The following is a 25,258-nucleotide window of genomic DNA, read 5'->3' on the forward strand; positions in this document are numbered from 1 at the left end:
GGTATCATCCATATCTGTAAGAAACATGTCAGAACCGAAGAGCTACTTTCTATTTTTTTCCAAAATATGATACTTCCCCACCCTCAAGAAAATCCTCTCTCACTGGGCTGAAAACATCAATAAGAATACCTGCTTCGAGACAGATGGCTCCATGCAATAAATTAGGCTCGATGTAAACACCATCTCCTCCTTTGACAATCTGCTTTTCACCATCTATGGTAAATTCAAACTTGCCCGAAGCACAGTAGGTTGATTGAGTATGAAAATGAGCATGTGGTGTACCTTCAGCCCCCTTTTCGAACTTCACTTGTACCATCATGATCTGATTGTCAAATCCCAAGAACTTGCGAGAGACTCCTCCACCTAGTTCTTCCCACTCCATCTTATCAGTTAAAATAAATTTCTCACTAAATCGCTTCATAATATCCTTTTGTTTTCCTGTTAATGATCCTTAAACACTACGCTTACATGACCTGATAGTCATACGCTCCGGTCCAAGACACTTTTTTAGATTCTATTGTTATTTCATGTGACTGATCAGCAGCACTATCGTTGCGACAAAGCACCAGTTGCAGTGTACCACCCTCATGTCTGATCTGTACTGCTGTATAATCATCAGATTGATAGATCACATCTATACCCGTTACTTTCGAAAATGCATCCTCAGACAGCTCGCTCACCGCAGAGTAGCTACCATGTGACTCCAATACCGAAGCAAATACAGCATGATCGGCCTTTCTCCTCAGCATAAACATCGGATCTGCCCTCAAATTGAACTTGGGATCATTAGCGCCTATACGGCCAAAAAGAAACTCATCCGAAGTGTCCGTCGAGGCAGTCCATGAATAGAACTGCTGGTTGTTCATCCAAGTCACCTTCGTCTGATTGGGCAACTTATCAGCTTTGGCCACTTCCCAGAGGTGCTGATAGCCAAATTGATCCCCCATAGGTGCTAGTGTAGCACGTGTCTCATAGACCATGTTAGCCAATAGCAACTGACCAAAATAATAGCAGGGCAGATCATAAGTATTGATCTCGTCCGAATCGATATCAAACACATCTACGAGTAATGGCTTAGCGAATGACGAATCTGCTATCAACGCAATCGTACGTTGCATCCTCACGCCATCATAAGCCCCTGTATCCTTTGCGCTAGCGATTTGAATATTCTTCTTAGAAGCATCAAAGAAGAACCTATCCGAGTGTCGTTTGTTCGCCACATCTATGTCAGCACCATAGTTAGTCGTTTGGTTCACGACTACCGTGTTATGCGCTACGGTTTGCTTGGCAAAAGTCTTGTTTTCTTTGAGGTATCCTCCTCCATTTTTTTGTTCGATGTTGACGAAACGAGAGACACCATAATCTTGTAGTACCTCTTCACCGTTTTCGAAAAGTGAGTAAGATAATTTGTCGTAGTGTCCATGTCCCATCCCTTGTGCAGTGTATTTAAATACTGCGTTGAGATCTCCTCCAGTATGATTCATGCGCAATATTGCTAGTCCACCTTCGGATCCATCAGCTCCATCCTTGAGTTCCATAGACTTAGGTACAAATGCCTGTGTTTTACCTTGGCTGATTGCCTCTGCCACACTAAAGCCCGTCACGTCTAGCAATACACGCCCTTGCTTCTCAGCGATCGAGAGCAGTTCAGGATTTTGATCTCCAAAATGATAGATAATATCCACTGCCGATACCAACTCACGAGAATAGTAGGACATTCCCTTCTGCGCGTCATTGATCGGGTAAAACTCCCCATTGCTATCTGTTAGGTTTAGCAGCGCATACACTGCTTTGGATAAGATTCCATCTCGATGCTCAAATATTTTCAGATCAGGTCTAGCATTTTGCAAACTCGCAGCAAACACCATAAACGGATAAATAGCATAGCGCTGGTAATAAGGTCCCTCCGCATAAAAACCATCAGGAGAAAACAACAAATCCATCTGCGCCAAAAAACCAGCCCGCTCTTGCCCTTCTTCTTTGATCGAGCCACCATCATTGTCTTTTGCGGCGGTATCCAGCCCATCCTCCTCTAGACCATAGAGCGCACGCTTGACCAATACAGTGTCATTCATCACCAACCCAATCATCCCTACACCTGCGTTGGCCCATGTACTGTGGTTATGTATTCTATTAAAGAATTGTGGTGTTTCTATAGATAGGAAATTAGCATAAGGTCTAAAAAGATTGGTCTCTAAAAACGCCTTTTCGTCTGCATTCAAACGATCATAGATGCAATCATACGCCTGACTAGCATATACGAGCCAGTTGGCATCATTGAGACACTGCCAGAATAGCTTGCCTCGTGAATAAGATTTTTCGCTAGGGTGTCTGTCCAGTGTGGGAAACATCTCAGCATACTCACGCAACATATCATGCACATAGACAGCATACTTCTCCTCTCCTGTAACCCTATAGAGCTTTCCAGCTCGTTGCATAGTTAGATAGTTGAGCTTGTGACGCTCATGAGTATACCCTCCTGCTAGATCTTTGGGGATAGGCACTTCGATACCATTAGCGATCTGAGCATCTACCTCTTTGATCGCCTGATCCATAGACTGCTGAAACAGCTGGACACTACTATACTGTTCTTGCACAGTGGACAAAGATGCCGCTGTAAACAAGATACTTTTGTGTTTCAAAGTTGTTGTTTTATGCTCCGAATCGCATGATACGATCGAGCATAAAAACAACAAATTCAAACAACTAATTAAACTAGTACGATATATCACTAATGCTATCTTCACCATTCTTCTTTTAATAGTAAGTGTCTTAAAATTCTTAGGTTAGAGTTGCCATATTTGACAATTGGACACAGCTCACGCTAGGCATATCATCCAAATACTCCTAAAACTGTACAATAGTGGAACATCAAGTACATCAACTCACAGCACCACGCTGTACATACAATTAATAAATTTGAGTACTGCTTCTACAATAGAAGCCTGATTAGGCTCTCTTTTCTTGCCAATTAGAGTCAAAAATGATTCTGAAAGAGAGCATTTGGGAGGGGAAAAAGACATAGCTAAAATTTTAGATATCTTGCCTATCTTTGTAAATAGTGGTTAATCGAACACAATGACAATACCGACGACCAAATTGATATTTTAATTGGTAAGATTTTCCCCTGAATGGATTAGCCCTTGGTTAATCCATTCTTCTTTTAATTCGTTTTTACGCCATATTCCTTTATCTCTTTTTTCCGTTACTACGATTAAAATCCTCCACTTGAAGCGTATTTGAGAAATCCAAAATGTCACTTAAATGGGCACGCATAGCCTGAGTAGCTCCTTCTATATTTTTTTCCTTGATGTGAAACAAGATAAGCTCATGCTCTTCTAGGGCAGATACTGATCTCCCGTCACCACAGGCATCTAATTCGTTATAATTGGTAAGTATATCTGGCGTAATCACCAACATGAGCGATTTCAGCACCGAGTTCTTACTTGCTTCAGCTATTTTCAAGTGAAACATCAAATCTTCGTCCACTGCATAGACAGACGCTGCTTTCTTATTTTTATAAGCTAGCAAAGCCGCCTCTATACCCGCCAAATCCTCCTCAGTTCTATTCTGAGCAGCTAGCGCAGCAGCATTGGTTTCTAATATAACTCTGGTCTCCACGAGAGATCTAAAGTCCTTAACTTCTAACCTGAGTACATCCGTAATCAAGCCTTCTAGAGCAGTCATTCCTAGACCTGCCACTACAGTCCCGCTTTGTGGTAGCGTTTTTAGGATACCATAGAACTCCAATTTCTTAATAGCATCTCTGACATGAGACCTCCCCACGCCCAATGCCTCACATAATTTTCTCTCTGGCGGGAGTTTATCTCCAGGCTTCAATTGTCCAGACGTAATCAACTCCTTGATCTGATTGATAATCTTGTCGACCGGCGTTTCTATGACGATCTGTTTAAAGTTATTCAGTAATTCCATTCGATGTTTTCTTGACTCTTATTAATTGGTTGACCAATTTATGTATTTTTGATCAGGATGCAAATTAATCCCTCCATATTTTTATGGATTTGAAAAAAATACATGCTTTTTTATCACAAAATTTTCTGCGTTAAAACACTAAACAAGACATAAATTTTATATAAAACACTTATTTAAAGACTGTTACAACCATTCCTATATTTTGAAATAATAAATATTCTAACGTAATTGCTTTTGGACAACCAATAATTGATTATCCAATCAATAGGTTGACCGACATGATTACTATTAAATTTTCCACTTTTAAAGCATTTATGATGAAAGACTATTTTTATGTAGGATGGAAACACGCAACTAAGGTTTCCTCAATGGCCGTAATAGCCTCAGCACTTCTGTTTTCTACACAGTCATGTGACGAGAATATGGCAGAGCCAGACATCCGTTTATCTAACGCATTATCAGCAGCAGGTGATCTGGTAAACATTACTAACCCAGGATTCGAAAGCAACTGGACGGGATGGGCCGATACAGATCCATCAGCGACTTCTGGAGATTCACACAATGGTTCCAAATCTGCTAAAATCACCGGGAGTGGTGGTAAAGTAGAACAAACCCTGACTGTAAATACCAATACCGACTATACGCTATCAGCATATATACTCGAAGCAGGCACGATTGGTGCAAATGTAGGTGGCACGAATTATAGCGATGGCGGAGACTATAACGACTGGACACAAGTAACCGTTAGTTTCAATAGTGGTTCCAGTACGAGCATCACGATCTACGCAGCCTACAACGGAGGCACAGGGCGGTTCGATGATTTCGAGTTGATAGAAGGCGCTGGTAGCACTGACCCTGCAGAACCAACGGAAGGTAAGTTGTCAGTTAGCAGTGTATCAGCCTCCGCAGACGACGGCAATGTCCCAACAAATACCCTTGACGGAGATTTAGACACTAGGTGGTCAGCGAATGGATCCGGCCAGTATATCACCTATGATCTCGGTTCTTCTCAAACCGTCAGTAGTGTCAAAGCAGCATGGTACAAAGGTGACCAACGTAGCTCTACCTTCAAGATTCGAGTAGGCAACAGCACTTCATCGCTCACAGAAGTATATTCTGGTTCATCCAGCGGTAGCTCCAATAACCTAGAGACCTACAACTTCGATGCAACGGAGGTTCGCTACATCCGGATCACAGGTCTCGGCAATAGCTCGAACACTTGGAACAGTATCACCGAAGTAGAAATCTACGGCGAAGCACAAGACGGAGGTACTGATCCTGTAGATCCAGTAGATCCGACTGATCCTGGCTCAGCAGATGTACCATCTGATCTAATGGACAACTGCAACCAATGGAAAATCACTTACCCTAATGGTGAAGAAGACAAAACGCTGTGCAACGAAAGCAACAATGAGTATTTTTATGTGAATGATGATCAAAATGCAATCGTGTTTAGAGTTCCGATCAGAAGCAACAACGGATCTACCCCTAATTCGGATTATATCCGGTCTGAGTTGAGAGAAAGAACCGAATCTGGAAGCTCTGACATATACTGGACGACTTCAGGTACGCACGTAGTGTACTCGAAACAAGCGATCACACATTTACCTATCGTCAAAGATCACCTTGTTGCCACGCAAATCCACGGAAATAAATCTGATGGTATCGATGACGCAATGGTATTGAGACTAGAAGGTTCTCACTTATTCCTAAGCTTCAACGGAGGCAAACTGAGAGATGATATCACAGTCTCCACCAACTACTCATTAGGTACAGTACATGAAGTCATCTTCGAGGTAATCGATGGTAAGCACTATTGCTACTATAGCGAAGATGGTAATCTAGCAAGTGCTTACGCCAATGGAAACGCATCCAACTATCTAGTGAAAGATGGCAACAACAATTACGTGATGGACAAGAGCTATGGAGAAGCCTATTTCAAAATCGGTAACTACACGCAAAGTAACGCAGATAAAGAAGGCAGCGAAACTGACAATCCAAACAACTATGGGGAGGTCTTAGTATACGACTTCTATGTGAGCCACTAAAACAAACGTGGAGGAATAGAAAGAAAGAAAAAGCGGACTCAGATGAGTCCGCTTTTTCTTTCTCCATTGTTAGATTACCCCTACAATTGTCGGATCAATCCGTATTTCTGAGGAGAGATCGAGGATTACTTCGTGATTCAAGATTCATTGTTCGAAATTCATGATTATTTTTCGTGAATAACCATCCCTTATAAGTCCTTGAGGTTAATTTGAATGATTGGAATAAAAATATCGAACCTGTCTATCAAGTTTATCCCCCCAACTTTACAGACTGATCCCAATTGTCTTCATAATGTTGATTTCTTAGCTTTATGACATGTAGAGCGTTTAAAAAATGTACCATTACAATTTAGAGGAAATCATCCCCCTTTCACCCTACAATCCACTAATTTTCCAGCTATGAACCGAAGAACATACTCCTCCTCACTCATCATTCTTCTTTTGGGAATACTGCTAATGACTTGTGAGCCTGCACCAGACCGCTACTGGGTCTATGTCTCGTCCAATGACGCCTCATCCACTGCAGGAATCGATCGCTACCTCTGGACACCAGTAGACGGACAGTTAATCCATCAGGGACTAGACTCCACCACCCATACCACGTCATATCTAGCCATCGACTCATCAAACCATCACCTCTATTCTATAGACGGCTCAGGCGTCCATTCCTTCTCCATAGCCCCAGAGACTGGCATTCTGTCACCCATCAACTCTCAAGTACACCAAGGCAAAGGTCCCTGCTACATCAGCATCAGCCAAAACCAACGCTATCTCATGATTGCCTACTATGGATCAGGAGAAGTCGCCACTTTCGGGATAGAACCAAATGGCAAAATCAGCTCAGAAATCAGCCGCATCAGACATCATGGTTCTAGCGTTCACGAACGACAGTCTTCACCACACGCACACATGATCATCCCAGCACCCGCTGGTGATTTGGTCTATGTGACTGACTTAGGGACAGACCAAATCCTGAGTTACCCTATCTCAGAGGCTGGAAAACTCGACGAAGTACCTGTATCGACTACCTCCGCTGTAGCAGGTTTTGGACCGAGACATTTGGTTTTTCATCCCAAGCTACCCTACCTATATGTACTAGCCGAGCTCACCGGACATGTCATGGCATTTGAACATGACCCAAGACTAGGCATCACTCATCCGATAGACACGATCAGTATTCTCCCTGCTGAGTTTGAGGATTTCAACAAATCCGCAGACATCCATCTTTCTGCAGATGGACGGTACCTATACGCTTCCAACCGTGGAGACAACAGCATAGCCATCTCTGGCATCAACCCAGATGGTTCGCTGACCGATCCTACTTTCAGTAGCTCTGGAGGTATATGGCCAAGAGCTTTTGAGATAGACCCTTCGGATCAGTTTGTGTTAGTCGCCAACAAACGCTCTGCCAGCATCAGCGTGTTTGAGCGGGATACCCAAACGGGACTAATGAATAATCCCAAAACAGTCGAAACAGCAGTTGCTCCTCAGTGTATCAAGTTCTTGAAACGCTAGAACCAGAAAACCACATACTCCCTTAGCACACCTAACCTTATAAGAGCAAATCAAAATTCTATAAATCTCTATTCGTATATTTCCGTACATTTGTATCAGTGAAAAGAATCATCGCCATATCGCTCTCCATGCTCTTGCTGCTCAGCAACATGGGACTAGCTATCTCCACGCACTACTGTGGAGGCAAGGCGGTGCAATCTCAGCTTGCGATAGGTCAGGCGCATTTGGACTGTGGCATGATGGAGACTCTACCTCCAGTCTGCACACAAACACAACTGAGCAAGACCATGAACTGCTGTGAAAACAGCTACCTGTCTTACGAGCTGCAAGATGACTTCAAGCTTGCACTATCTAGTTTCTCTATCAACCTAGATTTTGTCTATGTATTGGCATTCACTTTCATTGATTTTCATTTATCTGATGTAGGCCAATTCGTAGCATATTCGGATTACTCTCCCCCACTACTGCATCAGGACATTCCCGTCTTGTTTCAGTCTTTTCTTATTTGATATTCCTCTGAGTTAATCCTATTAGGATTTTAATAATGCCCCGTGTTCTGTGTGTCACAGAACACCGTAGCAGTATTTTGGTTTGTGCGTCACAAACCATGGTTAAGATTTGCGAATCACAAATCAAGGTTACCACAGCGTAATTCATCTATTTCATAGCATTAAGAAAAGAACATGCTTAACAAAATCATCCGTTACTTTTTGGACAATCCATTGGTCACCAGCTTGCTGCTGGTCGCATTGGTGGGCTGGGGACTGGTTACAGCGCCCTTTGGTTGGGACACTGGTTTTCTGCCCAAAGATCCTGTACCTGTGGATGCTATTCCTGACATTGGCGAGAACCAACAGATCGTATTCACGGAGTGGAAAGGTCGATCACCTCAGGATATCGAGGATCAAATCACCTACCCGCTCACTACTTCCTTGCTAGGAATCCCGGGCGTGAAATCCATCCGAAGCTCCTCCATCTTTGGTGTATCCAGCATCTACATTATCTTCAACGAAAACATAGAGTTCTACTGGTCTCGGTCGAGGATATTGGAGAAGCTCAATTCTTTGCAGGCTGGTCTTTTGCCAGAAGGTGTGCAACCCTCACTCGGGCCTGATGCCACAGCACTGGGTCAGGTATATTGGTACACGCTGGAGGGACGCGATCCAGAGGGCAATCCCACGGGTGGTTGGGATCTGCACGAACTGCGAACGGTGCAGGACTTCTATGTCAAGTATGGATTAAATGCCGTGGATGGTGTGTCTGAAGTCGCTTCTATTGGAGGGTTTGTCCAAGAATACCAAGTGGATGTCAATCCCAATGCACTCCGAGCCTACAACATCACGCTCTCACAAGTCATGTCTGCGGTACGCCAATCCAACCGAGATGTCGGTGCTAAAACCATAGAAATCAACCAAGCCGAATACCTTGTCCGTGGCTTGGGGTATGTCAAGTCCGTCGAAGACATAGCGCTGGCAGTCGTGACAGTCAACGACAATGTCCCTATCCGTGTGCAGGATGTTGGTGTGGTGAGTTTAGGCCCAGCGACTCGTCGAGGCTTACTGGACAAAGACGGCGCAGAAGTCGTCGGTGGCGTGGTAGTCGCCCGCTATGGCTCCAATCCTCTCGCCGTGATCAACCAGGTCAAGGACAAAATCCAAGACATATCTCCCGGCCTACCCAAAAAGACCCTCGCCAATGGTGTAGAGAGTCAGTTGACCATCGTGCCGTTCTACGACAGGACACAGTTGATACAGGAGACTTTGGGTACGTTGGAGGAAGCTTTGTCGCTGGAAATCCTAATTACGATACTGGTGGTGATCGTGATGGTGTTAAACCTTCGGGCCTCACTGTTGATCTCTAGTTTACTGCCGATTGCAGTGCTGATGGTCTTCATCGCTATGCGCTACTTTGGTGTGGATGCCAACATTGTGGCTTTGTCCGGGATTGCAATTGCGATTGGAACCATGGTCGATCTAGGCATCGTCCTATCCGAAAACGTGATCAATCACATCCAAGAAGCCCCCAAAACACAAGCCCTCAAAGAAACAATCTACAAGGCCTCTGCCGAGGTGAGTTCTGCCATCGTCACTGCTGTCGCGACGACCATCGTCAGTTTTATTCCCGTCTTCACGATGGAAGCTGCGGAGGGTAAGTTGTTTCGTCCTTTGGCTTTTACCAAGACCTTTGCACTGCTGGCTGCTCTGTTTGTGTCGCTGATCATTTTGCCCACGCTTTCGCGATGGTTTTTTGGGATGAAAATCAACAAAAAGGCAGTAGCCAAAGTGCTGAATGGAATCATGCTGGTTGGCGGACTAGTTGTAGCGCTATGGGTTTCGTTATGGGCTGGTATGACGCTGGTAGCATTTGCCGTGGCGTGGTTTGTCAATGAGTACAGCAGTTATCGCGCTTGGGCTATTCGAAATGCCTCGGTATTGATCGCGTCGTTCTCGGTCACTTGGCTGCTGGCTAAATATTGGATGCCTCTTGGGGCAAGTGAAAGCACTGCTTTCAACTTCCTTTTTGTGACCCTGCTGTTGGTGATCATATTAGGCGGTTTTGCTTTGTTAGAAAAATACTACCCTGTCATCCTCGACTGGTGTCTGGCACACAAAAAGACTTTTCTCGCGCTACCGATGCTTTTGATTTCCCTTGGACTTATGACTTGGATCGGTTTCTCAAGCATCTTTGGGTGGGTCGACCGTGGCTTAGATGCTGTGGGGGTCAATGTCCGTACCACCAAAGTTTGGTCTGTGATGAATCACACTTTTCCCGGAATCGGGAAAGAATTCATGCCTTCGCTGGACGAAGGGAGCTTTCTGCTGATGCCGACTTCCATGCCTCATGCAGGAATGACCCAAAACAAAAGAGTGGTGCAGCAACTAGACATGCTGCTTGCCAACATCCCAGAAGTAGAACTGGCAGTAGGGAAAATGGGGAGAGCAGAAACGGCACTCGATCCCGCCCCAATCTCCATGTACGAAACTGTGATCAATTACCGATCAGAATACCGAGTCAGCGAATCGGGTCACCGAGAAAGATATCTCGTCGATGATCAGGGTGATTACCTGCTCACCGCGATTCAACAGCAGAGCAAAAATATCAGACGATGGGTACTTGCAAAAGACAAGTCTTGGTTGGCCATGGATCAAGACACCATTCACCTGGATGACAGGATGCAGGCAGTCGAATCGGTGGATTTTCCTCTCAATTTTGATGTGATCACTTCGCACCTGATTCCTGATGCAGATGGAGACTATTTCCGCAATTGGCGAGCGCACATCCAATCACCCGATGATGTCTGGCAAGAAATCATCGCTGTAGCAAAAATCCCTGGCGTGACCTCCGCACCCAAGTTGCAACCGATCGAGACGCGTTTGGTGATGTTGCAAACTGGTATGCGTGCACCGATGGGGATCAAGGTTTTCGGTCCTGACTTGAAAACCATCGAGGCGTTCGGTCTGCAATTGGAAGCCATCCTCAAAGAAGTGCCTTCTGTGAAGTCCGAAGCGGTCTTTGCGGATCGGATCGTGGGCAAACCCTACATTCATCTCAACATCGACCGACAAGCCATTGCCAGGTACGGCCTCAGCATCGAGGATGTACAACAGACGATAGAAACTGCCATCGGGGGGATGCAAATCAGCTCCACGGTGGAGGGCCGTGAGCGATTCCCAATCCGGGTACGCTATCCTCGCGAACTCAGAGATGATCCGAGTGCCTTGGCAGAAATTTACGTCCCCACACCGACGGGCGTGCAAGTCCCCATGGGCGAACTCGTGGATATTGAGTACGTCCAAGGTCCGCAAATGATCAAAAGCGAAAACACCTTTCTGCTAGGATATGTCTTGTTGGATAAAAAGAAGAGTTATGCCGAGGTAGATGTAGTGGAAGAAGCACAGCATTTCATCCAAAACAAAATAGATCAAAAGGAGCTGATCGTACCTGCAGGTGTGAGCTACAAGTTCTCAGGCAGCTACGAAAATCAGATTCGCGCAGAAAAGCGGCTCGCCATCATCGTTCCTTTAGTCTTAGCAATCATTTTCTTGATTCTCTATTTCCAATTCAAATCCATCTCGACTTCTCTGATGATTTTCACTGGGATTGCGATGGCTTTTAGTGGGGCGTTTTTGATGCTGTGGTTGTATGGGCAAGCCTGGTTTTTGGACTTTTCTCTTATGGGAAACAACATGCGTGATCTGTTTCAGATTCATACCATCAACCTGAGTGTGGCAGTTTGGGTCGGGTTCATCGCCTTATTCGGAATCGCCACGGATGATGGCGTGCTGATCGGAACCTATCTCGACTACAGCATGGCACAGCACAAACCATCCAGTATTTCAGCGATCAGAGTGGCGGTAAGAGAAGCAGGTCGCCGACGCATCAAACCTGCCATCATGACCTCTGCCACGACGATTATTGCCTTGTTACCGGTATTGACATCCACAGGGCGGGGTTCAGATATCATGATCCCGATGGCAATCCCTGCATTTGGTGGGATGCTGGTTGCAGCGATCACTTATTTTATCACGCCAGTATTGTACAGCTGGAGAGAGGAAAGAAAACTAAAGCAGATTCAATTCAATGAAAATGAAAAATCATAAAATGCTTAATAGGATGAAAACAATGTTCAATAGAATCATCTTACTCATGGTAAGCCTATGCTGGATCAATAGCAATCTGACAGCTCAATCCCTGGATGATTATCTACAATCTGCTGCGGAGAATAATCCGGGTTTGAAAGCCAGCTATGCAGAGTTCGAGGCAGCCATGCAGCGGGTTTCGCAAGCCCATGCTTTGCCAGATCCTACGCTATCCTTTGGTTATTTCATCAGTCCGATCGAGACACGGTTGGGACCACAGCGCGCCAAGATTTCCTTGACGCAGATGTTCCCATGGTTTGGGACACTGCGCGCCAGAGAAGATGCCGCTGCGAAGATGGCGGAAGCGCGATACCAAACCCTTTTGGATGCTAAAAATGAGTTGTATTTCAAAGTCAAGCAAGCCTACTATCCCATCTATGAAGTCAAGCAGCAGATCCATTGGCAACAAAAGAATCTGGAAATTCTTGCTTCGTACAAGGCACTGTCTACGACTTCTTTTGCGAGCGGAAGGGGCAGTATGGTCGATGTAATCAGGACGGACATCATGATGGACGACACCCAGACAACGATTCAGCTGCTAGAGAACAAGATTGCCCCCTTGGAGATAGTTCTCAACCGCCTGCTCAACCGAGCAGATACTGCTGCGATCATCGTTTCGGATTCATTGGGGTTGATGCCATCAGGTGCTCGGATATTTCGAGACAGTCTCTTGGTACAGAATCCTAAATTGCAAGCACTTACACTACAACAAGAAGCTGCCAAGGCCAACGAACGCATGGCAAAAAAAAGTGGTGCACCGCAGTTCGGGGTGGGACTGGATTATGCCTTTGTGGGCAAGAGAGAAGACATGGACATCCCCGACAATGGTCGGAATACAATCATGCCGATGGTAACGATGACGCTCCCCATCTTTCGGAGCAAGTACAAAGCAGCTGTCCAAGAAGCGCAATTCACACAAACAGCTTTGGCGCACAGGAGAATGGAAATGACCAATAGTCTCGTATCGAGCTACGAAATGGCCGATTATGCTGTCAACCAAGCAGCACAGCTTTACCAACTCTATGACCAACAAATTGTCAAAACAAGACAGGCAATAGACTTGCTCTACACAGCCTACAGCAATTCAGGAAAAGAGTTCGAAGAAGTCCTGCGCATGCAACAGCAGTTGCTCAAATACGAAATGGAAAAAGCCACCGCGATCAAAAATTATTACCTCGCTCAGGCACAATTGGATTACCTCACCGCCAAATCAGAATAAGATGAAAAAGATAGATAAACAAACGATAATCATAGCCTTGGCTACTTTGCTAGTAGGCTTTGTGGTAGGAGGGTTGATATTTGGAGGTGGCTCATCTGCACCCAAAGATGAGACGGCACATAGCGAATGGACCTGCTCCATGCATCCACAGATTCGCCAGGCAGAACCGGGTCAGTGCCCCATCTGTGGCATGGACTTGATCCCTTTAGATGCGGATCAAGATTTGAATACCGATCCCTTGTCTATCCAAATGTCACCTACAGCGATGCAACTAGCGAGCGTGCAAACGGCCAAAGTGGTCTTGCAGCAACCTATGAAACAACTGCGCTTGACAGGAAAAGTGCAGCCAAACGAACAGTATGTCTCGTCCCAAGTCTCTCACATCACAGGTCGGATCGAAAAGCTGAAAGTCAACTTCACTGGAGAATACATCAAACGCGAACAAGTCATCGCCTACATTTATTCCCCAGAGCTATTGACCGCACAAAAAGAACTGTTTGAAGCGCAGAAAATCAAAGCTACCCAACCTGCGTTGTTTCAAGCGGCCAGAGAGAAACTCAAAAACTGGAAGCTGACCGACCGACAAATTGATGGTATTCTCGCTTCAGGAAAACCCGCAGACAATTTCCCCATCCTAGCGGATCAAAATGGTGTCGTGATAGCCAAAAAAATCAACGTCGGAGACCATGTCTCTCAGGGTCAAGCACTCTACGAGATTGCGGATTTGTCCCAACTTTGGGTGCTCTTTGATGTCTATGAGCGAGATATGGCATGGGTCAAAACAGGTGACCAACTTTCGTTCACCATCCCATCTCTTCCCGGAGAAACATTTACTGGTGCGGTGAGTTTCATCGACCCTGTCATCGACTCCAAATCTCGGGTAGCCAAAGCGCGCGTGATTGTCAATAATAACACAGGCAGACTCAAACCAGAGATGTTTGCGACAGGGATTTTAGAAAGCCCCATCGGACAAGGAGAAGTGTCTGTCGTCGTACCCAAGTCTGCGGTGATGTGGACGGGTCAGCGATCTGTTGTCTATGTCAAAATAGGGCAAGGCAACTTCATGATGCGTGAAGTTGTCTTGGGACCTTCGCTGGGAGATAGCTATGTCGTGTCCTCAGGATTGTCAGAGGGAGAGGAAATCGTGGTGTATGGCACATTCAGTGTGGATGCCGCGGCGCAACTGGCTGGTAAACCCAGCATGATGAACAAAGCAGGAGGTACGACCATGACTGGTCATCAGCATGAAAACATGAACATGTCTCAGGAAGAAACAGCTGACAGTCGACAAGAAATCACGGTAGGTGCGGATGCCAAAGCTGCCTTGCGTCCTTTGTTAGCCGATTATATGCAGATCAAAAATGCCTTGACGCGAGACAATTACTCTCAAGCGCAAAAAGCTGCAGAACAAATGAAAAAAGACTTGTCAGAAGTTGACATGACAGCCTTCGAAGAAAGCTCTCACCAGCTTTGGATGCAGATTCAACCAAAACTATCAGCATCCATAAACGCATTGTCCAAATCAATGGACATTCAATCTTTCCGCCAAGCCTTCATTGGTTTTTCAGAAAATATGATCAAAGTCTCCATGACTTTCAATCCTACAGACACTAAATTATACATTCAAAAATGTCCGATGGCTAACCGAAATCAAGGAGCAAGATGGATGAGCATAGAAGAAGAGATCAATAACCCTTACTTTGGTAGTGAAATGCCCAAATGTGGCGAGGTAACACACCGATTTGGACATTCTCATTGACAATTGAATCAACGAAGACAATCAATAATTTACAAACTACAAAAGCTAAAACATGAAATATAATCAAGCAATCGGCTCCATTCTACTTGCAGCAAGTATAGGGCTAAGCATATCCGCCTGTGGTGACAAAAAATCAGAAAGTAAATCCAGCCACAATGATCATGACATGACTGAAATGGAAGGCATGAAAGATATGAGTGAAGAAAACGTCGAAACGACAGTTGCTACCCCCATGATCACCAAAGAATCTGCACAACAAGTACTAAGTGCATACCTATCCATCAAAGATGCGCTGGTCGAAACAGACGGCGCTACGGCCAGTACAGCAGCGACGACTATGATCCCTCTATTGGACGGTAGCGACGAACTTAGCCTCAGGATCAAAGTAAATGCAGAATATATCGCAGCGACCAACGATGCGGAAGTACAGCGCAGCGCATTCAACAAACTCTCTGAGGACATCTACACCCTAGTAAAGTCTACAGAAGCCAACGATGCTCCTCTCTATCGCCAGTACTGTCCCATGGCAATGGACAACCAAGGAGCCTACTGGCTCAGTAGTAAAAAAGAAGTGCTGAACCCCTATTTCGGTGACAAGATGCTCCGATGCGGATCAGTCAAAGAAGAGATTTAACCTGATATATCAGGTTATTTGAATAGTTCTATTCAAATAAGGAGATATGCTATAGCGTAAATCTTTAAAAGAATTTGTTGCAACAAATGAAACATAAATATACAAGTACAGTATATGTTGTAACAAATATAAACTTAAAGAATCATGAAAACACAAAACTGGAACATTGACCCAACGCATAGCGAAGTACAGTTCAAAGTAAAACATCTCGTAATCTCAACCGTCACTGGCGCATTTAAGAATTTTGAAGGTTCGCTCAATACCGAAACGGAAGATTTTGACGGAGCAAAAGCAGCGTTTAGCCTAGATGTGAAAAGTATCGATACCAACGTAGCAGATAGAGATGCTCACTTGAAAAGTGGAGACTTCTTCGATGCAGAAGCTCATCCACGGCTGACTTTCGAGGGAGTGCTTTCAAAAGTCTCTGATGAAAAATATCAACTGGTAGGCCCTATGACGATTAAAGAAACCACCCAAGAAGTAACGTTAGATGTAGCATTTGGAGGAGTGATGGTCGACGGGTATGGTCAGACCAAAGCAGGGTTTGAGATTAATGGAAAAATCAATAGAAAAGATTTTGGTTTAACATGGAGTGCAGTGACTGAAGCTGGTGGTGTTGTAGTCGGTGATGATGTAAAGCTGCTGTTAAATGTTCAGTTGGTAAAAAATTAAGTACACAGCATAGGCCTCAATAAAGCCTGCTCTTGAGATCTTACAAAGAGCAGGCTTTATTATTTTTGAGTATCTCGTCCTAAAGAGGAAGCAAAAACTAAAAGTATTTCAAAACGAAAGAGATGATTTACAACTGAAACCCTATGCCCCAAACCCTTCACATCAAAAACATGGTCTGTCCCCGATGCATTGCTTCGGTCAAAGACATCATGTCCAAACTAGACATCCCATCTATACAGGTGACACTGGGCGAAGTGCAATTAGCCATTGACCTAAGTCAAAAACAGCATCAGCAGTTGAGTGAAGCTTTGGAGACCGCTGGTTTTGAGTTGATACAAGACCCTAAGACGAAACTAATCGCACAAATCAAAGCCATCATTATTGAAAGCATCCACTTATCCAATAAGGCATTGCATGTCAATTTTTCTACACTACTCTCGGAAAAACTCCACCATGACTATGCTTCATTGAGTCGGTTGTTTTCTGGATCAGAAGGCATCACCATCGAAAAATATGTATTGACTCAGAAGATAGAACGGGTCAAAGAACTCCTCTTCTACAATGAACAGACCCTTTCTCAAATCGCCCATGACATGCACTATAGCAGTGTGGCGCATTTGTCGAGTCAGTTCAAAAAAGAAACAGGCATGACACCCAGTGCATTCAAAAAGAGCAACAAGCCTGGACATACCTCACGAGAGACCATCTAGTCTAATCCTGTAAGCATTAATCAAAATGATGTAAAGCACGTGCCCGCAAAAACCACGACCTTTGCCTCATGACAAAGCAATACTTTATCTCTGGAATGACCTGCTCGGGCTGCCAAGCCCATGTAGAAAAAACACTAGCCCAAGTCGAAGGTGTATCCTCTGCGACAGTCGACCTGACCAACAAAACAGCCCAACTAGTAACAGAAGCACCCTTCGAGGCATTAGAATCAGCCCTAAAGGGCTCTAACTACTCCATCCACAAAGAAGCTCCTTCCGAATCTCTCACCCCCCTACCTCCCATCAAAAAGAAGAAAACCGAAAAGGGTACATACTACTGTCCCATGCACTGCGAGGGAGACAAGACCTACAACCAATCAGGTGACTGCCCAGTATGCGGAATGGACTTGGTCAAAGAAGCCGACAACCATTCCTCCTCCACAAAGTACACCTGCCCTATGCATCCTGAGGTGGTCAAAGACGAACCAGGCTCATGCCCTAAATGCGGCATGGATCTCGTACCCAAAGAAGTAGACGAGTCAGAAGAGAATAAAACCTACCAAAAACTCTTGAAAAAGCTTTGGATATCCTGCGTCTTTACGGTCCCCATTTTTCTGATCGCTATGTCTGATATGATCCCTAACAATCCGGTTCTTGACCTGATGCCAATGAAAAACTGGAGTTGGGTACAGTTCGCGCTCTCGTTACCTGTCGTATTTTATACCTGTTGGATGTTTTTTGTACGCGCCTATCGATCTATCCTGACTTGGAACCTCAACATGTTTACCCTCATCGGCATAGGCGCTGGTGTGGCATGGCTGTTTAGTGTGATGGGATTGCTGTTTCCAGAGGTGTTTCCAGCGCAATTCAAAACAGCCTCTGGTGCAGTACACATGTACTTCGAAGCTGCTACGGTGATCCTTACGCTCGTGATGCTCGGACAAGTACTAGAAGCCCGCGCCCACAGCAAAACCAACTCGGCAGTCAAAGAGCTTCTAAAACTCGCCCCCAATACTGCTACCATCATAGAGGATGGAAAAGAACGTTCCATTGCCATAGATGAAATCAAAGTGGGCGATCTACTCCGCGTGAAGCCAGGAGAAAAAATCCCCGTAGACGGCATGATCACAGATGGAAAATCCACCATAGACGAGTCCATGATATCAGGAGAACCTATCCCTGTAGACAAAACGGTAGAGGATCAGGTCAGCTCCGGCACCATCAATGGACAATCCTCCTTCGTCATGAAAGCAGAAAAAGTCGGTGCAGACACCCTGCTATCTCAAATCATCCACATGGTCAATAGTGCAAGCCGTAGCAAAGCTCCCATCCAAAAATTAGCAGACAAAATCTCTGGCTACTTCGTCCCTACAGTTATCGGGATCGCGGTACTGACCTTTGTGATCTGGATCATATTCGGTCCAGAGCCTCGGTTGGTATATGCTTTTGTCAATGCCATCGCCGTATTAATTATCGCCTGTCCATGTGCGCTGGGGCTCGCTACCCCCATGTCCGTCATGGTCGGCGTGGGCAAAGGCGCAGAACTCGGCGTACTCATCAAAGATGCCGAATCGCTAGAACGCATGAACCAAATCGACACACTCATCATAGACAAAACCGGTACTGTGACAGAAGGAAAACCCTCTGTAGAATCTATCTTCGCTGGATCTGCAGACTACTCCGATCAGGACATAACACAAATCGTCGCATCGGTCAACCAGCAAAGCGAACATCCCCTCGCTCAAGCCACCTTACACTATGCCGAAGCACAAAACATCAGTACACGGGAGATCCAAAATTTTGAATCCATCACTGGCATGGGCGTCAAAGCAACACTAGACGAAAAGACAGTGTGGGTAGGCAATGATAAACTGATGGAAGAACAAAAAATTGACTGCCCCGAACAACTCATGAGCCAAGCGCAAGAACAACAAGCCAAAGGCAAAACCGTCCCCTTCGTTGCGGTAGATGGCTTGCTCATCGGCTATGTCGTCATTAGCGATGCGATCAAGTCCAACAGCCACAAAGCCATCCAAGAACTGCAAAAATTAGGCATAGAAGTCATCATGATGACCGGGGACAACTCATACACTGCCCAAGCAGTGGCAGAGGAGTTAGGGCTAGATGACTACCAAGCCGACTGCCTACCTCAGGACAAACAAGATAAGGTCAAATCACTACAAGAAGAAGGCAAAACCGTGGCTATGGCAGGAGACGGGATCAACGATGCACCAGCCTTAGCTTTAGCAGACATCGGGATAGCGATGGGAACAGGTACAGATGTCGCAATAGAAAGCGCTGCGATTACGCTAGTCAAAGGTGATCTCCATGGTATCGTCAAAGCCAAACATCTCAGTCAAGCTGTAATGTCCAATATCAAACAAAACCTCTTCTTCGCTCTGGGATACAATACACTCGGCGTTCCCATTGCGGCAGGATTACTCTACCCATTTTTTGGGCTATTGCTCTCGCCCATGCTAGCCGCTGCAGCCATGAGTTTCAGTTCCGTATCAGTCATAGGCAATGCCCTACGCTTACGATCACGTTCGATTGACTAAAGACACAAAAAAAGCGTAACTCCTCCGAGTTACGCTAGCCTGGTAAGTGTAGGCTTTCACTGTTAGCATCTTTGCATCACCTGTAACTGTCCTAATAGCAGCTGCTTTTGAAAATGATTTTCAATCGAAGGACTTTGGGCTTGTTGAGAAAACTCATTGACCTTGCTAATAGAACCCAACACATATATTTGAACCTTCTCTTTTACACTTTGTGATAATTTCTCAAACTCTCCAATAAACCGAGTTCCATCTAGATCTGGCATATCCAAATCCAACAAAAATGTCATCTTCGACGCACCAAAAGCCTGTGATGCGATGAAGTGCAATGCATGATCTATTGTTGACATAATGTGTATCGACGCACTTCGACACGATTTCATTGCCAGTAACTTTGATATCTCGAAAGTCACTGGATCGTGTCCTAAACTAATAACACTGCTGCTTTTCATAATGTTTTTCTCTCGTTTAAAAAAAGCATGAATGGGGACGTCCCCATCCATACACCACTAATTTTAGTTTTCGATTCCTTCCCTAACAAGTTGCGTGATCCCCAAAATCCCCAATCGCTCTCCTTTACTATTAAGAACAACCTTACCTTTTTGAATAATACGTCTTCTCTCTCCCGATTGTATCACGATATCATGCTCTACTTCGAAACTACCCGCTAAGCTGAGTTGAGATTTGATAGCATCCACTACTGATTCCAACTGACGAGGCTCAACATGATATGCAAATAACTCCATCGTTGGCTCTACTTTATACGGTTCATATCCATACAGAATATACAAACTCTCAGACCAAGCAAGTGTGTGCCTTTCTAGATCACCGTTTTTGGTCAGAGAAATTTCCCAGGCACCTGCTCCTTCCATTTTTTCCACCTCATAAAACCATTGAGCTTCTCTATTGACTAATGCCAACTGAAACTCTTGCCAGTTGCTTAACGCTCGTTTCGAGCGAGACTCTTTGGCACTAAAGGACTGGTAGGGCTGGTTATTCATCATTTTTGAATTAAGGTTGAAAAAAGAGTCTAAGGTTGGCTACACGAATATTACATCATCGTGTTAAATGTGTTCTGCATGTGATGGTTATCCATGTCTATCTGATTCTGAGAATCAGTATCGGGAATTTCATTCACTTCTACTGCGTGTCTATTGATGTTCTCTGAACCATGCGTACTGTCGCTTTCGGATGGAAAAGAAAAACCTTTAGAAATAGATGAAATTGTTTCGGAGAAAATGAGTTTAAAAGATTTCATATCGACTGTGTTTTTGTTTTTAATTATGATCAAACTTAGCACGGATATGAAAGCGAAAGGGAACAAGACGGTGAACGACATCTTTTTCTCGTTCAATGAAATATTCAGCCCTTGGTCGTTTGTCTAACGGTCTGGTTTTAGATATAGAGGCCATCCTATTTATACATAAACATGGGTTTAGTGACCGCATAAGCTAAGATGGGACTACTAATCAGAATGACTCTGGACGTATCAATATGTTATTTAGGAAACAACAATGTGCTCTTCTCAGACAAGATTATAATCTTTGATGTAGAATGGGCTTTGTGATTTTTCAACTTCAACACAAGGAGGTGAATACTTACAATACGCGCGTTTTTGAGAAGTATTCAAAATAAGCTTTGATACCTGTCAAGGTTTGACTAAACCACTAGTAGGCTGAAGTACCATACTTGCATGTCGGCAAAGGCTGTGATTTAGTAAAAATGAAATATCCTACATTGCCACCCTACCTACCACAGGCAAGTAGACTAGTTTTAGACAAAACACACTTAAGGATCTATGAATGGAAATTTAGCATCGTCTACCTCACTAGCAAGCGAAGGGTATTCGTCTGCCCCATTGCATTAAGCACCTGTACTAGATAGTAGCCTGAGTCCAAACCTACCAGGTCCACATCTGTAGTACTAGCCGCATACCTAACCCTATCTCCTGTCAAATCATATAACACAATTTCTTTGACAATATGTCCATCCCAATTGACACGCACTTGATCCATCGCAGGATTAGGATAGCACACCGGCTCTTCTCTATTATGTTCTCCTTTCACACTAATGATATCAGAGTATTCGTACTTCCCATCATAGTCTACTTGACGCAGACGATAATATACCGACAGGCCTGCCGACCCACTATCCATGTACTCATAGGTAATCGTAGACGAAGAGTTTCCATGCCCTGCAATAACTGCTATCACATCCCAATTGTCTCCATCTATGGTTCTTTCTAATTCGAAATAATCATTATTGGTTTCACTAGCTGTAGCCCACTGGATCAAATTTCCGTTTCCTTCAGTGCTCGCCTTCATAAACAAATAAGTCACGGGCAATGATGTTTCTATTGCATATTGAAAAGACACTCGGTTTTCACCAGATCCTTCATAGTACTCTAACACCATATCATAAGCACCATTTAGTTCTACATTGACCGCATCTACAGTTCTATAGCCATGATTGCTATAATCATCTATGATATAAGTTGCTCCCCCATCCAAACTCAAACGGACACCATCATCTCCTCCAATGGTCAAGGTATACTCACCATGCTCAAAAGTCTTTCTCATCTTAAATCGAACCGAAAAGCTTGTCGCATCTACATCACATCCCGTAGTATTGATAGCCCCATCAGCTCCTCCAAAGCTTTCATCAAAAATATCGGTCTCAAAGATTTCTCCTCTATAGTCTGTCATAAAATCATCCTGCCCATCGTAGACATAACCAATCCAACTCTCGTCCCCGTAAGTCACCTCATCTCCAGCAGGCTCTTGTCCTTTGATTGTCAAAGTATTAGAATATACCGTTACCCCTCCCGACTCGGCACTTCTACGATAGTACAAAGTGCCACTAACTCCAGCTGGGGCATCATAATTTTCAGTATTGCTCAAAGGGATATCTGACCATGTCACCTCATCTACAGAAGTCTGCCACAAATAGACAGGCGCCAATTCTGAGATAAATTGGGCGGTAATATTACTGGTAAATGGGTCTGGGTCCACTGCGCCAAACTGACAAATATCTTGATCTGATCCAATCTCGCCTCCAGATTGATCCCCTAAATAATCAATTTGAATAGAAAATCGATTTCCTCCCGACGCTTCGAAATAATCGAATACCAGATTATAATTTCCATCTAACAGTATTTCGGTATAGCTCTCTCTATATGCATGCGTACTAAAATCACTAAGAACAAAGCTCGATCCACCATCTAAACTCAACCGAACACCATCATCTCCTCCAATAGTAATTCGATAAATCCCTCTGGTATAAGTTTCATTCATTTTGAGCCGAATAGAAATCGTTTCTGCTAAAATATCAGTACAAGAGTTGGTGTCAAATGTACAATTGTTGCCCCCACAAATATCAGTATCGAAATTAGATGTAGTAATCGAATACCTCCCTCTAAAATCAGTCGTGTAATTTTGCGTCCCATCATATACATAAGCGATCCAGTTCCCTGAACCATAATCGGTTTGGTTGCCTGTCCCAGTACACTGAGAGTACCCTTGGTAGTGGCCTAGAACCATAAATAAACTAAAGATGAGATGCTTGCTTTTCATAGTCTTATAATTTAGAACTCGATCCAAAAATAGACCAGCGTGATTTACGCTTGAGTTTAGAGAGTTCAACGGCCGCATTTTCTCGTTGAATAGTAGATTCATGTCGTCCAGCGTATTTGCTACGACTTCATAATCACAACAAATTCATAACATAGGCTTTTCCTCCAGTACACACTAGAAAGGTACGTTTGTGGATTATTGGCGTGCATTTATCTCCTAGGAAATGACGCTTTGGATTCCTTGATTATGTCAATTCGTTCTACATTATTTTCCTTTGTTTTGCTCTTGCTTTTGGGTGCATGTCGTCAGCACTCTCATGATCTCCCCACTAACACAGCCGTAGATCACCTGCTGCTTCAGGTCGAGACACACCCCGCTCTCAACCGAGACAGTTCACTGTTCATGACACGGAGGGCATTGATTCTCTCCGAGGAGCTTAACTACCCCTATGGCATAGCGCGGAGTAGTCATTTGCTGGGTAGCATTCTGTACAAAATCGGCAGCCTAGATCTCGCCATCAATCACCTTCACATTGCCATTCACCAGTATGAACTGCTAGACGATCCACAGCACCTCGCAGAGGCGACCAGTATGATCGGGCAGGTCTACCTCCGCTCTGAGAATTATAAACAAGCACTTATTCATCTCCGAGAGTCGATGGCGCTCTTTACACAGATGAATAACCATACCGGCGAGGCGCGCATACAAGGACAACTTGGACATCTATTCGAAAAAACGGAACAGTACGATTCGGCACTTTACTATCAGCAAATGGCGCTCGACTATTTTGAGCAGCGCATGGACTCTGCTGAATTGGCTGCTATCTACGACAACATCGGCAGCATCTATGAGGATCTAGAGGTCTACGACGAAGCGTATCAGCACTTTGTGAAAGCCTATGATTTTAACCAAGCCCTCGGCAATATCGATGAGGCCATCGTCAACCTAAACAATATCGGAGACACCTATCGAAAACGACAACAATACGACAGTGCCATTCACTACACGCGTATCGCGTGGCAGCAAGCCACCCTCCAGCAAAATCAGTATCAAGTCCAATCTGCTGCACGAGATCTATCGATCATTTACCTAGAGACAGGACATGTAGACAGTGCCTACTATTTTCTCGATCAGAGCTATCAACTCAACGAAACCATATTCGGTCATGAGATCGCCAAAAAAATCGCCAATGCGCAGACTATTTTTGACTTGGAAAAGAAGCAACAAACCATACAACTGCTCGAAAAAGAAAAGTCGCTGACCCGAAAAGTCACTTTAGGAGGAGCCATCGGTTTGGCTATCCTACTTCTGCTGGTCGCCTACATCTCCTATCAGCGTGTGACGCGATCTGCCAAAGAGAGAAAACTACTGCAGATCGAAAACGAACTCAGCAAATCAGAACTCATCAACGCCCAGCTCAATGAAGAAAAACTCAGGACAGAGCTGGAAAACAAACGTCTCCAAGAGACCCAATTACAAATGGATCTGGAGATGAAAAACAGCGCACTGAGTCGATCTGCCCTCCACCTGATACAGAAAAATGAATTCCTAGAAACACTGCGAACCAACCTCAAAAAAATCAAGAAAAGCCAAAAGGAAGACGTCCACCAAAAGATCAGTAAACTAACCAAATCCATAGACCTCAACTTCAACATGGACGAAGACTGGGAAGAGTTCGAAAACATATTCCAACAGATACACACCGAGTTCTTCGATCAGCTCAGAGCCAAACACCCTACACTCACCAACTCCGAAGTGCGACTTTGTGCCATGATTCACATCAACCTCCACTCTCACGAGATCGCATCCATCCTCAGTATATCTAGCGACAGCCTACGAATCGCACGCTATAGACTCAGAAAAAAACTCGGATTGGAAAAAGGTGAAAATTTATACAACTATATCGTCAGCATAGGTTAACGCATCGGTAACATGTAACCCACTGAAAAACTGACACTTAAAAAACCATGTTTACGTTTTGATGCCTTGATTTTTAGACTCGTT

Annotated in this window: 18 protein-coding genes; 11 read left to right on the top strand and 7 right to left on the bottom strand. The window is 44.5% G+C overall.

Features of this window, described 5'->3' with window-relative positions; translation table 11 throughout:
- Positions 1 to 49: 49 nt before the first annotated feature.
- The 3 genes from BUB99_RS12635 to BUB99_RS12645 form a co-directional block, all read right to left on the bottom strand.
- The gene (locus BUB99_RS12635; RefSeq protein WP_073122878.1) at positions 50 to 421 is read right to left on the bottom strand and encodes a cupin domain-containing protein; all 372 of its coding nucleotides are present in this window, start codon (positions 419 to 421) and stop codon (positions 50 to 52) included.
- A gap of 43 nt (positions 422 to 464) precedes the next feature.
- Entirely contained in the window at positions 465 to 2,642 is a 2,178-nt protein-coding gene (locus BUB99_RS12640) for a heparinase II/III domain-containing protein (protein WP_245816836.1), read from the bottom strand.
- Positions 2,643 to 3,189: 547 nt separating this feature from the next.
- Entirely contained in the window at positions 3,190 to 3,933 is a 744-nt protein-coding gene (locus tag BUB99_RS12645; protein WP_073122880.1) for a FadR/GntR family transcriptional regulator, read from the bottom strand.
- Between the two features lie 368 nt (positions 3,934 to 4,301).
- On the opposite strand from BUB99_RS12645, the gene BUB99_RS12650 reads away from it, so the two are divergent.
- The 10 genes from BUB99_RS12650 to BUB99_RS12695 all read left to right on the top strand — a co-directional run bounded on the left by BUB99_RS12650 (position 4,302) and on the right by BUB99_RS12695 (position 19,685).
- Positions 4,302 to 5,981: a polysaccharide lyase family 7 protein gene (locus tag BUB99_RS12650; RefSeq protein WP_317041716.1), complete on the top strand. Its 1,680-nt coding sequence runs from the start codon at positions 4,302 to 4,304 to the stop codon at positions 5,979 to 5,981.
- A gap of 399 nt (positions 5,982 to 6,380) precedes the next feature.
- Positions 6,381 to 7,496, top strand: coding sequence for a lactonase family protein (locus BUB99_RS12655; protein WP_084190532.1), 1,116 nt, complete (start codon positions 6,381 to 6,383; stop codon positions 7,494 to 7,496).
- Positions 7,497 to 7,594: 98 nt separating this feature from the next.
- Positions 7,595 to 8,005 (top strand): HYC_CC_PP family protein, encoded by a 411-nt coding sequence (locus BUB99_RS12660; RefSeq protein ID WP_073122883.1) that lies wholly within the window; start codon positions 7,595 to 7,597, stop codon positions 8,003 to 8,005.
- A 174-nt stretch (positions 8,006 to 8,179) separates the two neighbouring features.
- Complete coding sequence (locus tag BUB99_RS12665) at positions 8,180 to 12,097, top strand: efflux RND transporter permease subunit (protein ID WP_073122884.1); 3,918 nt, start codon at positions 8,180 to 8,182, stop codon at positions 12,095 to 12,097.
- A gap of 13 nt (positions 12,098 to 12,110) precedes the next feature.
- Positions 12,111 to 13,355, top strand: coding sequence for a TolC family protein (locus BUB99_RS12670; RefSeq protein ID WP_073122987.1), 1,245 nt, complete (start codon positions 12,111 to 12,113; stop codon positions 13,353 to 13,355).
- A 1-nt stretch (position 13,356) separates the two neighbouring features.
- Complete coding sequence (locus BUB99_RS12675; protein ID WP_073122885.1) at positions 13,357 to 15,114, top strand: efflux RND transporter periplasmic adaptor subunit; 1,758 nt, start codon at positions 13,357 to 13,359, stop codon at positions 15,112 to 15,114.
- Positions 15,115 to 15,166: 52 nt separating this feature from the next.
- Positions 15,167 to 15,748 (top strand): DUF3347 domain-containing protein, encoded by a 582-nt coding sequence (locus BUB99_RS12680; RefSeq protein ID WP_073122886.1) that lies wholly within the window; start codon positions 15,167 to 15,169, stop codon positions 15,746 to 15,748.
- A 144-nt stretch (positions 15,749 to 15,892) separates the two neighbouring features.
- Positions 15,893 to 16,420 (top strand): YceI family protein, encoded by a 528-nt coding sequence (locus tag BUB99_RS12685; protein ID WP_073122887.1) that lies wholly within the window; start codon positions 15,893 to 15,895, stop codon positions 16,418 to 16,420.
- Positions 16,421 to 16,563: 143 nt separating this feature from the next.
- Positions 16,564 to 17,130: an AraC family transcriptional regulator gene (locus BUB99_RS12690; protein WP_073122888.1), complete on the top strand. Its 567-nt coding sequence runs from the start codon at positions 16,564 to 16,566 to the stop codon at positions 17,128 to 17,130.
- 68 nt (positions 17,131 to 17,198) lie between these two features.
- Positions 17,199 to 19,685, top strand: coding sequence for a heavy metal translocating P-type ATPase (locus tag BUB99_RS12695; protein ID WP_073122889.1), 2,487 nt, complete (start codon positions 17,199 to 17,201; stop codon positions 19,683 to 19,685).
- Positions 19,686 to 19,747: 62 nt separating this feature from the next.
- Here the strand turns inward: BUB99_RS12695 and BUB99_RS12700 are convergent, their stop codons facing one another.
- The 4 genes from BUB99_RS12700 to BUB99_RS12715 all read right to left on the bottom strand — a co-directional run bounded on the left by BUB99_RS12700 (position 19,748) and on the right by BUB99_RS12715 (position 23,254).
- Positions 19,748 to 20,032 carry a hypothetical protein gene (locus BUB99_RS12700; protein ID WP_139280997.1) on the bottom strand — a complete coding sequence of 95 codons (285 nt, stop codon included), beginning with the start codon at positions 20,030 to 20,032 and terminating at the stop codon, positions 19,748 to 19,750.
- Positions 20,033 to 20,197: 165 nt separating this feature from the next.
- On the bottom strand, positions 20,198 to 20,686 hold the full coding sequence (locus BUB99_RS12705; RefSeq protein WP_084190534.1) for a PAS domain-containing protein: 489 nt from the start codon (positions 20,684 to 20,686) through the stop codon (positions 20,198 to 20,200).
- 47 nt (positions 20,687 to 20,733) lie between these two features.
- Positions 20,734 to 20,940, bottom strand: coding sequence for a hypothetical protein (locus BUB99_RS12710; protein ID WP_139280998.1), 207 nt, complete (start codon positions 20,938 to 20,940; stop codon positions 20,734 to 20,736).
- 562 nt (positions 20,941 to 21,502) lie between these two features.
- Positions 21,503 to 23,254 carry a T9SS type A sorting domain-containing protein gene (locus BUB99_RS12715; protein ID WP_073122893.1) on the bottom strand — a complete coding sequence of 584 codons (1,752 nt, stop codon included), beginning with the start codon at positions 23,252 to 23,254 and terminating at the stop codon, positions 21,503 to 21,505.
- A 246-nt stretch (positions 23,255 to 23,500) separates the two neighbouring features.
- Here BUB99_RS12715 and BUB99_RS12720 point away from each other — a divergent pair, with 246 nt between their 5' ends.
- Complete coding sequence (locus BUB99_RS12720; protein ID WP_084190536.1) at positions 23,501 to 25,174, top strand: tetratricopeptide repeat protein; 1,674 nt, start codon at positions 23,501 to 23,503, stop codon at positions 25,172 to 25,174.
- The last annotated feature ends 84 nt before the right edge of the window (positions 25,175 to 25,258 follow it).

This window comes from Reichenbachiella agariperforans, assembly GCF_900142205.1.
GTDB classification, from domain to species: Bacteria; Bacteroidota; Bacteroidia; order Cytophagales; family Cyclobacteriaceae; genus Reichenbachiella; species Reichenbachiella agariperforans.

Bases quoted from the DNA above. Each gene is read 5' to 3' on its own strand.
- BUB99_RS12635 (WP_073122878.1), bottom strand. From the start codon at position 421: ATGAAGCGATTTAGTGAGAAATTTATTTTAACTGATAAGATGGAGTGG.
- BUB99_RS12645 (WP_073122880.1), bottom strand. From the start codon at position 3,933: ATGGAATTACTGAATAACTTTAAACAGATCGTCATAGAAACGCCGGTC.
- BUB99_RS12650 (WP_317041716.1), top strand. From the start codon at position 4,302: ATGGCCGTAATAGCCTCAGCACTTCTGTTTTCTACACAGTCATGTGAC.
- BUB99_RS12655 (WP_084190532.1), top strand. From the start codon at position 6,381: ATGAACCGAAGAACATACTCCTCCTCACTCATCATTCTTCTTTTGGGA.
- BUB99_RS12665 (WP_073122884.1), top strand. From the start codon at position 8,180: ATGCTTAACAAAATCATCCGTTACTTTTTGGACAATCCATTGGTCACC.
- BUB99_RS12670 (WP_073122987.1), top strand. From the start codon at position 12,111: ATGAAAACAATGTTCAATAGAATCATCTTACTCATGGTAAGCCTATGC.
- BUB99_RS12675 (WP_073122885.1), top strand. From the start codon at position 13,357: ATGAAAAAGATAGATAAACAAACGATAATCATAGCCTTGGCTACTTTG.
- BUB99_RS12680 (WP_073122886.1), top strand. From the start codon at position 15,167: ATGAAATATAATCAAGCAATCGGCTCCATTCTACTTGCAGCAAGTATA.
- BUB99_RS12685 (WP_073122887.1), top strand. From the start codon at position 15,893: ATGAAAACACAAAACTGGAACATTGACCCAACGCATAGCGAAGTACAG.
- BUB99_RS12690 (WP_073122888.1), top strand. From the start codon at position 16,564: ATGCCCCAAACCCTTCACATCAAAAACATGGTCTGTCCCCGATGCATT.
- BUB99_RS12695 (WP_073122889.1), top strand. From the start codon at position 17,199: ATGACAAAGCAATACTTTATCTCTGGAATGACCTGCTCGGGCTGCCAA.
- BUB99_RS12700 (WP_139280997.1), bottom strand. From the start codon at position 20,032: ATGTCAACAATAGATCATGCATTGCACTTCATCGCATCACAGGCTTTT.
- BUB99_RS12705 (WP_084190534.1), bottom strand. From the start codon at position 20,686: ATGATGAATAACCAGCCCTACCAGTCCTTTAGTGCCAAAGAGTCTCGC.
- BUB99_RS12710 (WP_139280998.1), bottom strand. From the start codon at position 20,940: ATGAAATCTTTTAAACTCATTTTCTCCGAAACAATTTCATCTATTTCT.
- BUB99_RS12715 (WP_073122893.1), bottom strand. From the start codon at position 23,254: ATGAAAAGCAAGCATCTCATCTTTAGTTTATTTATGGTTCTAGGCCAC.
- BUB99_RS12720 (WP_084190536.1), top strand. From the start codon at position 23,501: ATGTCAATTCGTTCTACATTATTTTCCTTTGTTTTGCTCTTGCTTTTG.